Origin of the sequence: Sulfurisphaera tokodaii str. 7 (assembly GCF_000011205.1) — an archaeon.
GTDB classification, from domain to species: Archaea; Thermoproteota; Thermoprotei_A; order Sulfolobales; family Sulfolobaceae; genus Sulfurisphaera; species Sulfurisphaera tokodaii.
Genome location: NC_003106.2, coordinates 1,098,849 through 1,110,487, shown reverse-complemented (window position 1 = coordinate 1,110,487; position 11,639 = coordinate 1,098,849). Strand labels below are relative to the sequence as shown.

Here is an 11,639-nt window from a genome sequence, read left to right as displayed (position 1 = left end):
ATGACGGAAAAGGTTATAGATAGAGTGTCTATAACAAAATACTACCCAGAAACGGGTCAAGTAGAACTTACGGAGACTTTTCCAAATGAAAAATTCCTATGGAATGCAGATATACATCCAACACCTGTCAAAAATAGAAACTGGGGTGCATTTACATTTTTTATGATATGGGTCTCAATGGTTTTTATAATTCCAAGTTGGACATTAGCTAGCGTGGGTTTAGTATTTGGATTAAATATTATCCAGTCGATATCTCTAGTATTTTTAGGAAACGCTATTGTTCTTATTCCTATGATTATCCAATCACATGGAGGGGCAAGATATGGACTAGCAGAACCTCAATTAACTAGGTCAAGATGGGGAGTTTATGGTGCAATGTTTCCTAGTTGGCTAAGAGCTGTAATAGGAGCAGGTTGGTGGGGAATAGAAAGTTATATAATCACTGAAGCAGCAACGGCAATTTATGCAATATTATCTGGAAAATTAAGTGTGGTAGCATATACCGTAAGTCATTATGCTGACTATCCGTTTGTTTTAAGCAAAGATTTTCCTGGAGTATTTTGGGCAACTTTCGTTATAGTCATTTTATTACAGATATTAGTTTTCTACTTTTCTCCCATAAAGAAATCTCAGCCTTTATTAAAATGGCTCGCGAGAATTGGAGGTTTAGTAGTATTAATTGCATTCATTGTAGTATGGACAACTTTTATGAGTAGGGTAGGTTGGTCAGTTAACATATTTACATTATCCTCTTCAACTTCTTCTGCTTCGATACTTACAATATTAGCTTTTCTTAACGCTAACATAGCTTATTGGGCAACCATGGCAATAACCATGCCAGACTATGTCAGATTTGCAAAAAGTCAATTTTCGCAAATAGCAGGACAAGCTCCTATGCCACTATTAATGTTAATAGTGGCTGTTATGGGCTCTATGACTACTGCAGCTGCACTAAAACTTTATGGGATACCAATATGGGATCCAATAGTTTTGGTAACTTTACATATGTCGAGTCCCGCTAACATATTAATACTCTTATCGTTTATACTAGCGACATTCTTAGTAAATGCTTTTGCTAATGCTATAGGCCCTGCCTATGATATAGCAAATACTTTTCCCAAGTACTTATCCTGGTTCAGAGGTTCATTAATAGTAGTAGCAATATCATTAGCATTAGGAGCATGGACCTATTACGGTAATGCATATAGTTATATAGACAGTTGGTTATTAACTTATGGTGGACTTTTAGGTAGCATTGAGGGAGTAATAATGTTTGATTACGCAATCGTAAGAAGATTTAAATTTGACTTAGCTGATATATTTTTAAGTAAGGGAAGATTTCGATACTGGAAAGGAATAAATCCAGCTGCAGTAATAGCTTTTATAATAGTTGCAGCAATACTCTACTTGCCTTATCCAGGAGAGAGTATAGCATTAGATAATTCATGGTTACTATCATTCTTGCTTTCTGGTGCGATATATCTTCCTCTAATGAAATACTGGATAATACCAAAATATCAACCAGAACTAAAGGGATCTTTATTGCATGGATATTACTCAGAAGATACACTAAAAATTTTTAAGATGATAAAGGCAGAATAAACCAAGATTTAAATCTTCCTTTTTTCTGTTACACTGTCTTATATTATAGAGGTTTTTATATAATAAGTTAAATTATCTACATAGTACATTTTACTTTAAATTATACAAAAAATTATTTTATTTGTTGCTTGTACAGGTTGAATATTAAATAGCATTGGGCAATTCACGGCCCCTACATAGGTTTTCCCTTATATGTTCAATCTATTGGTATTCTTATACTTTTTCTTCCACTCAATTCTTTGATCGAGATTGTTTTGATCGTGTGTAGTATTTCTTTTATGTGGTTATTCTTCTACGTAGTTCCTTACTGTTTGTGGTGATATTCCTTTGCATTGTTTTCTATTGAATCCCTAGTAAGTGCTGCTGTTATAAGTGTTTTCTTTACTTTATCAGCCTTTGTCCCCTTGAAGTTTATGAGAGAAAGTGTTTTTGGGCGGATGGAGTCCAAAACTATCAAGTGTTATTCCCACTAAGGTAATACCACTCCATCCACCTTAACTTTTTCTCTTATTATAAAATTTTCTGAATCGAGGGATTAATTATTCTTTGAAATTATTTTTGTAAAATGAATTTGGGAGGGACTGTTCTCATGAAGTCATGAAATTCTATAAATATTTGTAATATTATATCAGTTTATTTCTAATATACTGTATTCTCTTCAAGTAAGCCTCATTTAAAGGAGTTTTCTCCCTTGAATAAACTACCGGGTACATGACGTTTAACAAGCCAAGACTATAGTTAACCATCCTCCTACTCCTATTAACAGCCCTTGTATCCCTTGCTAGCCTAGCTAGGTGAGCCCTACAGTAAGAATTATAACTTTCCACGGTGTACTTCTTACTTACAACGTGATTGTTGAGTACTTGGTAAACTGAGTAATCATCAGTGTAATATACTTTGCTCTTGGGTATTCAAGAGGTAACTGAAAGTCCTATAACCCCTATCACCCGTGGTGAAGAAGGGTACACCATCTTGCAACGCATTCCATATCCACAAGTTCTCCCTTTTTGGACCGTGTAAGTCCAACTCTCATCAATTACCGTGGATTTTGCTGTGAAGTTCTTTAGTTGTTCTTGTAGGATTAATAAGTGTGCGTATACCTCTATCCCCTTCCTCTTTATATTGTTGTTAATGGTTTTCCTTCAACCCTTGCTATTCCTCTCATACTCATTCTGTTAGTGTACTCTTTCAATATCCTTTCCTTTTATTCTTTACCCATCTTGTGTTTTTGTAGAATGTTCTTCCGCTGCACTTGTATTTTGTTTTTCCTCTAGATGAACCATTCTTTACTATTTTGTTTGATTTGCATGAGAGACAAGGTGGTTTTTCCTTCTCTTCTCCTCTTTACTCCGAGTTTTTTAGTATAGTGTTGATGGTGGTATTCCTAGCTTGGTGACTTGTACTCCTAGTAGGTATGCTGCTATTGCGTAAGCAAGGTCTTCTAAATCTGTTTTATTAGCTTAAATTCCTCAGAACCAAAAGTATTAATTGTGCAAGGGTTACGAGGTCCATCTTGTAACCCCCATATAACCTCGTGACCCTTACACATAAGTTTTTCTAAAATAATTTTTACTCTTTACACTTCTAGCTCTTCTTAGTGAATCACATTAGGAAAAACTATTTTTATGAATATCATAATATTTTTACAAACAATTATCGAATTTGATGACTGTTTGAGAACAGTCCCATTTGGGATTTAGGATATAGATTAGTGGAAAAGCTGTGAATATTTTCTTTTTACGCATAGAGTTACATCAAATGAACTCAAATTCTTTAGGACATAAATATCTATTAAGCTATTGTAGTATATTATATATTTATTAATTTTCTAATTTTATTATAAAAAAACAATAAACAATAAAATATATCTATTATTTTTTATAATTAGATTTTTTCTAACATATCGGAACGAAAAATATATATGGTATACAATATCTAAATTACCGCGAAAAGGTATGTTATTAGAAGAAGTTCAGAAAAATTATGGTAAACTAAAACTGTATATTGATGGCCAAAGAGTCGAATCTAAAACTGAGATATGGGGAAATGTTTATAATCCAGCTAAGGATGAAATTATTGCTCAAGTTCCCTTTTCTACAAAGGATGAGACTAAGGAAGCTATTCAGTCTGCTCAAGAAGCTTTTGAAAAATGGAGAGAGCTACCAATTACTGATAGACTTCAGTATTTGTTTAGGATTAAATTCAAGTTGGAGGAATATTATGAGACCTTATCAAGGATTATTACCCAGAACCATGGTAAGACTATCCAGGAGGCTAGAGGCGAATTAAGAAGAACTATTGAAAGCGTTGAAAGTGCAATTTCAGTTGCTTATACATTAGCTAAAGGTGAACATATGGATCAAGTTTCTCAAGATATTGATGAAGTTAGTATTAGAGAACCATTAGGTGTTTTCGGCATTATTACTCCATTTAATTTTCCAGCTATGGTTCCCTTCTGGTTTATTCCTTATGCCATAGTGCTAGGTAATACTGTCGTTGTTAAACCTTCTGAAATTACCCCAGTTACTATGGATTATGTTATTAAGATTTTTGAAGAAGTTAAACTTCCCAAAGGTGTTATCAATATAGTTCATGGAGCTAAGGATGTTGTTGATGAATTTCTAGAGAATAAGTTTATAAAAGGAGTAACTTTCGTCGGATCAACTAAGGTTGGGAGATATGTTTACGAAAAAGCTGGATTGAATGGTAAGAGAGCTATAGTCCAAGCGGGTGCAAAGAACTTTATTGTAGTAATGCCAGATGCTGACCTAAATAAAGTCATTCCTTCTATTCTCTCGGCCTTCTTTGGTAATGCAGGACAGAGATGCTTGGCTGCTGCTAACCTCGTTATTGTTGGAGATGTATATGATGAAGTTAAGAGAAAGTTTGTAGAGGCTGCAAGAGGGCTTAAATTGGGCTATGGTTTAGATGAAAGTGTTGACATGGGACCTGTTGTCACTAGAGATGCTAAGAAGAGGATTTTGGGATATATTGAGAAAGGTGTTGAAGAAGGAGCTAAGTTAATACTTGATGGTAGGAATTTTAGAGTTGAGGATTATCCCAACGGATATTTTGTAGGACCTACAATATTTGATGAAGTCACCCCAGAAATGGTTATAGCTAAGGAGGAGATTTTCGGTCCAGTAGCTTCAATAATTAGGGCTAAGAGTTTAGATGAGGCTATTGATATGATAAATAAGAGCAACTACGGTAATGCTGCATCAATATTCACTACAAGCGGCTATTATGCTAGGAAATTTAGAAGAGAAGTAAGTGCTGGGAATATTGGAATAAACGTTGGTGTTGCCCAGCCTATGGCCTTCTTCCCATTTGGAGGTAAGAAGGACTCGTTCTTCGGTGTTCTTCATGGACAAATAGATAGTATTGATTTCTTTACAGATAGAAAAGTAGTTATAGAGAGGTGGTAAATGTTAAAATATTCTTTATTCTTTTTATTATTAGAAAATATTAAGATTTTTATTTTTGATATATATGTATATTTAAAATATGCTAATTTGAGACTATTTAGAAGTTCTTAAGATTTAGTCTATAAAAATACTAATAAAATGTTACCCGAAATTTATTTTCCCCAATAATTTCTTTGCAATTTTTAGCTAAATTATCTTATCTAATTATATTTGAGCTTAATTCACAAAGAAGATTTTATCATACTATTAGCTTAATTTTTGCTCTCTTTCTTAGTTATTATGTATTTTAATCCTATTTATTTAATAATTTAAGAATCATGCAAATATAACATAATTTCTGCTACATAGACTTACCACCAAATAACCATATTAGGAGACTCCTTAATTATTTTAACTACAACATGTGTACTAGATCTTTCGACTTCTGGCATACTTGTTATTCTCTCTAAATAGTTTTTCATAAAATCTTCCCTATTTCTATATCTAGCGATTACTATGAAATCTGTATCACCCAATACAAAATACACACCCCATACGCCAGGAATATTAGCTAGCTTAGAGCCCAATTCTATATGATAGTCTTTACTGTATTTGCCTCTTATTAAGCTGATTACGATATAATCTAGATTTAATGCGGTAGGATCTATTTGAGCATAATACCCTTTTATAATATTTAAAGATTCCAATCTCTTAATCCTATATGCTACTGTTGACTTAGGCATTTTCAATTCAGTACTTAAATCTTCTAATGAGTATTTTGCATCTTTCTGAAGTATTTTTAGAATCTTTAAATCTATTTCATCCATTCTTCATCAAATATTGAATAATATACAAGAATATAAAGATATCTTTAGTAAATTACACAACTATATACTTATACTAATATTTTAAGATAGTACCGCTATTTTACTATAAGGTTGAATATTATACAAGAATAAAATAGGTCAGATTTATAAGTAGTACTAAAATAACAATATTTTATGGATGATGATAAGAAAATTATAAGAGAGCATACCTTCAAGACATGGAGTAAGCAAAGTAGTTGGGAACCAATTATTGTAACGAGTAGTAGGGGTGTCTATTTTTACGACAGCAATGGTAAAAAATATCTCGATTTTTCGTCACAATTTGTAAATGTTAATCTTGGTTACGGAAATGAAAGAGTAATAAATGCAATAAAAGAGCAACTTGACACTTTACAATACATTAATCCTTCTTTCGGTGCAGTAGTTAGAGCTAAGGCTACAAAAGCACTTCTCGAAGTAATGCCAAAAAATCTTACAAAATTCTTCTTTTCAACATCAGGTACAGAGGCTAATGAAGCTGCGGTAAAGGTAAGTAGGTTATATAAAAAACCATCATATAAGATATTAGCTAGGTATAGATCATATCATGGCTCTACAGAGGCATCAATATCGTTAACTGGTGATTACAGAAGATGGTTTGTTGAACCAAATACAATGCCGGGTGTAGTGAGATTTCCAGAGCCTTATTGTTTCAGATGCCCTTTAAAGCTAAAATATCCTGAGTGTAATTTAGCATGTGCAAATTACGTTGATTATATAATAAAGCAAGAGAAAAATGTGGCTGCAATTATAGTAGAACCAATAACTGGAACTAATGGCGTTATAGTTCCCCCTAAAGAGTATATGCCATTACTTTGGAAGATAGCCAAAGAGAACGACGTATTGTTTATAGCTGATGAAGTGATGACTGGTTGGGGAAGGGTAGGGGAGTGGTTTGCGGTTAACTTATGGAACATACAGCCAGATATTTTAACTACTGCTAAAGGAGCCTCAGCCTCCTATGTCCCAATAGGAATTACTGCATTTAATAAGGAGATTGGTGAGTTTTTTGAAGACCATATATTTGCCCACGGCCATACGTTTGAAGCACATCCTGTATCATTAGCTGCAATACCGGCAGTAATTGAAGAATACAAGAGGTTAAACCTATTATCACATGTTAAAGTTATGGGAGAATACCTGGGGAAAAGATTACTTGAGCTTAAGGAAAGACATAAGAGTATTGGTGATATTAGGGGAATTGGACTATTTTGGGCTGTAGAATTAGTTAAAGATAAGAATAATACACCTTTTGGTGATTATGAAGATAAATATGAGGGAAAACCCACAGTTGTAGATATTATATCTAAAAAAGCATTAGAGAAGGGTGTTTATGTATATAATGGACCCTCATGGCTCATAATCTCTCCACCCCTTATCATAAATAAAGAAGAGATAGATCAAGGTATAGAAACACTAGATGAGGTAATAAAAGAAGCAGATAGTGCATTTAAAGATTAACATTAATAATGTTTTTATGAACTTCTTCATAATGTTGTCGTTGAGGATTTATATTTCTATAAATTTTCAGCATATAGTAATATGTTAATTTAATATTTATACTCTTTATAAAAAAAGATCATTTAATAAATTTATTTATATATAAATGACGACATTATCTCTGGATTCAAATAGGATATAGTGTTGCATTATGGTCTGTCGGTCCAGAAATCCTTTCAGATATTCATAAATGGTAAAGAAACTTCATTATTTATAGGTTCAGACCCTATAGTTCGAACAATAATTACTGCCACATTCGCATAATGATTTCCACTATAGTTTTGTGATACTCTATAGATATATTAGTAATAATAATATTTGTATTTTTCATTAAATTCATCCCTAGTACGAAAGGAAAACCATTAATAGAAGAATATGAAACACTAACGTAATTTTTGAATTCAGTTACTTTTTTAGTGACAAGTTAATTTAAAGATATTTAAGCCCCTTTAATTACTCTATATTATGCTAACTGAAGAGGAGAAACAGTACGCATTAAAGAAGTACGTGGAATTCTTGCAACACCCTTCAATCTCTGCAACTGGTGAGGGAATAAGGGAAACGGCTTCCTGGCTCAAAGAATTCATGGAAGAATTAGGAATAAAGGCCACTATAGAAGAGACTGGAGGGCATCCGGTAGTTTACGGTGAGGCGAATAATGGGGGTGATAAGACGCTCCTAGTATATAATCATTATGACGTCCAACCTGTGGATCCCCTAAATGAGTGGAAATACCCTCCCTTTTCAGCTATAATAGAGAACGGCCATATTTACGGTAGAGGGGCATCGGATAATAAAGGAGTGTTAATTGCAAGACTAATAGCGTTTTCAAAATACAAGGGGAATTTAAGCTTCAAATTCCTAGTTGAGGGTGAGGAGGAAATAGGTAGTGTGAATTTACCAAATTATGTGGAGAGGAAAAAGCCTAAGGCGGATGCAGTGATCATGGAAGGTGCAGGATTAGATACTAAGGGTAGACCAATGATAGTGTTGGGAGTTAAGGGACTACTATACGTCCAACTGACAGTAAGGACTGCTAGTAAGGACATTCATTCTTCAAATGCACCGATAGTTTATAATCCAGTATGGGAGCTGATCAAAATCTTGAACGAGATATATGACGGTGAGAGGGTAAAACTTAAGGGGTTTTATAACGATATAGAGCCTTTAAGTGATGAGATGAAGGAACTTCTCGCTAAGCTTGATATAGACATGGAGGAGTTGAGAAAATCCCTGGGGGCTTATAAACTTAAGGGTAATATAAGGGAAATATATATTGAGCCTACTTGTAACATAGATGGTATTTATTCCGGTTATATTGGTAAGGGGAGCAAGACTATAGTCCCGGCATATGCCTTTGCTAAGATCGACTTTAGGTTAGTCCCGAATCAAGACCCTAAAAAAGTCTTTTCATCACTCCTTGAAGTAGTTAAGGATAGAGCTGAGGTTGAAGTTTTCGGAATGGAGAAGCCAGTTAGGACGAGCCCTAATGCTAAAGTAGTCAAAGCAATGATTAATTCTGCTAAAAAAGTTTACTCACTTGACCCAGTTGTAATTCCCAATTCTGCTGGTACTCAGCCCATGGGGGTATTTTACGACTTGGGAATAAGGGAGATTGTAAGTGCTATAGGTGTTGGGACTCCTTCATCTAATGCCCACGCTCCAAACGAGAACGTTAAATTGGAGAACTTTTACAAGGCCATTGAACATGCCTATGAATTCTTTAACGAGTACTCGTCGGTTTAAAAGTTTTTAACTTCTTTTTCCCTATCGTTTACTAATAAAAGAAAGTTAAAAATAAAAGGTTCAATTAACAAAAAGTGGTTACACCCTTATCTCCTTCTACTTTGATAACCCTCGTATTAAACTTAGTAGAAAAAACTCTGTTGGTGTAGCTAACCCTAATACTCCTCCAGCAATTACGAAGTCATTATTGTTCTTGTATTCACCATATAGTATCATTAACCCAGTCACTATACCTAGTATTCCCAGGTATATTATCGTCGTACAGTTTACTATATTAAAGTCGTAGATATTATAAGTTAGTGAATGTTTTGTTACTTTATCTACTATCTAGACTATTGTAGTTAGTATTTCACCTATTTCCACTACTATGCCTTTCACAGGATATAACTTTTTCCGTCTATTTGAGCTATCCTTAATATAATATATAAAAAGTTTTCAGGTAGTTTAACAATTATATTCAACTCCTGCTTTTAACTATGTTTAATATCTTATGCTAAGAGATCACCTTGTTTCACTCAAAATCAGGATAAAAATATGTCATAAATACAAAGTAGTTTAACATATTTTTTACAGCTATATTGTTATATCTCGTTACGAAGCACTCAAAAGATAGTTTACTAATACTGTGATGTTATATTCTTTCATTTCTGAAAACTCTTCTCATAATCTTTCCAGATGGTGTCTTTGGAATCTCATTAACAAATCTAATAATTTTTGGCACTTTATATGGCGCTAGATTTTTTCTACATAAAGATATAATCTCCTCCTCAACTTTTTCGTTTGGTGTATAACCATCCTTTAGCTTTATAAATGCTGCAACTGTTTCACCTCTATATTGATCTGGTAAACCTACTACTGCTACTTCACTTACAGCTGGGTGCATGTAGATTACTTCTTCCACTTCTCTAGGCATAATCTTAAATCCAGAAGCGTTAATTATATCCTTCTTTCTATCTATTATGTAAACCCAACCATCAATTATTTTGCCTATATCTCCCGTGGGGAGCCAACCATCTCTAAATTTCTCCATCTTCCAATAACCTGAAACTACTTGAGGTCCTCTAACTAAAACTTCACCATCTTCAGCTATACTTATCTCAGTATTATAAACCGGTATACCGGAACTCACTACTCCAGTCTCTGGATCTACTGGTAGCTCACCATTATAAGGGTAAGGCCATAGAGTTGCGGGAGAAGTAGTCTCCGTAAGACCCCAAGCCATGTAAATCCATTGTCCTATTTTTTCCCTCCACTCAATTTCAAGCGTTCTGGGCATAGGCATCCCTCCAGAAGACCAAAGCCTCATACTTGAGAGATCTTCTCCCTTATACTCATTGAGAATAGCTCGATATGCAGTTGCTACTGCCATTGTTACTGTAGTCTTCTTTTCCTCGACATGTCTTAAAGCTAAAGTTGGATCAAACCTGTATGAAATCACTATCTCACTTCCCGAAATTAATGGTGTTGTGATGTGAAAGATCTGACCGGTAATATGAAAGAAAGGCGCTATTCCCAGTACTTTATCCTTTTCAGTAAACTTAAACCAGTGTTTGTATATTATGGATGAAGCATAAATATTTTTATGTGTTATAGGTACTCCCTTAGGTCTCCCAGTGGTCCCAGAGGTATATACTAATAAGGCTAGATCATTAGGAGAGACATCAACTTTCTCACGATGTAACGATTTGAAGTCTAATTCTTCTTCACAATCAATTATTTTCCATTTGGCTTTCAATTCACTAGGAATTTCATGGAACGTTTCTGGATTAGTAGTTATAGTCCTTATCTTTTTTGTGTTAATAGCCTCGCAAGACCTTATCATTAACTTAGCTTCAGAGTTTTCTATTATATAGTCTAATTCCTTCTCTGTATAAGAGGGATTTACCGGCAGTACTATTCCTCCTTTTTTCCATACTGCAAATTCGGTGATAATGAACTGCGGAATGTTTTGCATTGTAACAATCACAACATCTCCTTTATTTATGTCAAGTTGTGAGGCTACAGAATCTATCATTAGGTTTAATTCCCTATACGTTATCTTTGTACCGAAATAATCTATAGCTATAGAGTCATATGAAGGAATCATTTCTGTAACTGGCTTGGGATATTTCAATTCTTCTAGCTCTTCACCCTTTGCATATTTCATCGTTTATACCTCTTGTTCTCTTAATTTTGGAGTTTCTATTTTATTCCCAGAATATTTTTACTTGATTCTGGTATTAAACTGGAGATGTATAATCTCCATTTAATAATATAGTCTTTCTATTAGTAAATGCTAAGGGAAAAAGACATTTATATGTAGAAAATATCTCTTGCGACTTACATTGTATAGTCCAACTCTCAAAACCTTAAGCTAATACCAGTCCTTTTACTCAAATGAGAAATATTACAATTAGTAATAATAAACCTAATGCTGAAGTTGTCTATGAGATAGATTATGAAAAATTTACTAGATTACTGTTAGATACTTTAAGGGACTAGATTTTTAGTATGTCTTAAATATTTACTATCTTCTTTG

7 protein-coding genes and 1 pseudogene are annotated in these 11,639 nt (G+C 33.8%); 4 read left to right on the top strand and 4 right to left on the bottom strand.

The features are described 5' to 3' along the window. The gene (locus STK_RS06185) at window positions 1-1,602 is read left to right on the top strand and encodes an NCS1 family nucleobase:cation symporter-1 (RefSeq protein ID WP_010979131.1); all 1,602 of its coding nucleotides are present in this window, start codon (window positions 1-3) and stop codon (window positions 1,600-1,602) included. Window positions 1,603-1,906: 304 nt separating this feature from the next. On the opposite strand, the gene STK_RS15655 is transcribed toward STK_RS06185, so the two are convergent. Next, entirely contained in the window at window positions 1,907-2,059 is a 153-nt protein-coding gene (locus STK_RS15655) for a DUF4322 domain-containing protein (protein ID WP_084742645.1), read from the bottom strand. A gap of 166 nt (window positions 2,060-2,225) precedes the next feature. Further along, window positions 2,226-3,128 (bottom strand): annotated as a pseudogene (locus STK_RS14815) (IS1 family transposase). Between the two features lie 429 nt (window positions 3,129-3,557). Here STK_RS14815 and STK_RS06175 point away from each other — a divergent pair. Beyond that, complete coding sequence (locus STK_RS06175) at window positions 3,558-5,030, top strand: CoA-acylating methylmalonate-semialdehyde dehydrogenase (RefSeq protein ID WP_010979130.1); 1,473 nt, start codon at window positions 3,558-3,560, stop codon at window positions 5,028-5,030. 350 nt (window positions 5,031-5,380) lie between these two features. Here the strand turns inward: STK_RS06175 and STK_RS06170 are convergent, their stop codons facing one another. Further along, window positions 5,381-5,836 carry an Lrp/AsnC family transcriptional regulator gene (locus STK_RS06170; RefSeq protein WP_010979129.1) on the bottom strand — a complete coding sequence of 152 codons (456 nt, stop codon included), beginning with the start codon at window positions 5,834-5,836 and terminating at the stop codon, window positions 5,381-5,383. Window positions 5,837-6,010: 174 nt separating this feature from the next. Between STK_RS06170 and STK_RS06165 the strand changes: the two genes are divergently transcribed. Further along, window positions 6,011-7,336 carry an aspartate aminotransferase family protein gene (locus tag STK_RS06165; RefSeq protein WP_010979128.1) on the top strand — a complete coding sequence of 442 codons (1,326 nt, stop codon included), beginning with the start codon at window positions 6,011-6,013 and terminating at the stop codon, window positions 7,334-7,336. A gap of 504 nt (window positions 7,337-7,840) precedes the next feature. Further along, window positions 7,841-9,121 (top strand): M20/M25/M40 family metallo-hydrolase, encoded by a 1,281-nt coding sequence (locus STK_RS06160; RefSeq protein WP_010979127.1) that lies wholly within the window; start codon window positions 7,841-7,843, stop codon window positions 9,119-9,121. A gap of 631 nt (window positions 9,122-9,752) precedes the next feature. Here STK_RS06160 and STK_RS06155 read toward each other — a convergent pair. After that, window positions 9,753-11,267: an AMP-binding protein gene (locus STK_RS06155; RefSeq protein WP_010979126.1), complete on the bottom strand. Its 1,515-nt coding sequence runs from the start codon at window positions 11,265-11,267 to the stop codon at window positions 9,753-9,755. Window positions 11,268-11,639: the final 372 nt, after the last annotated feature.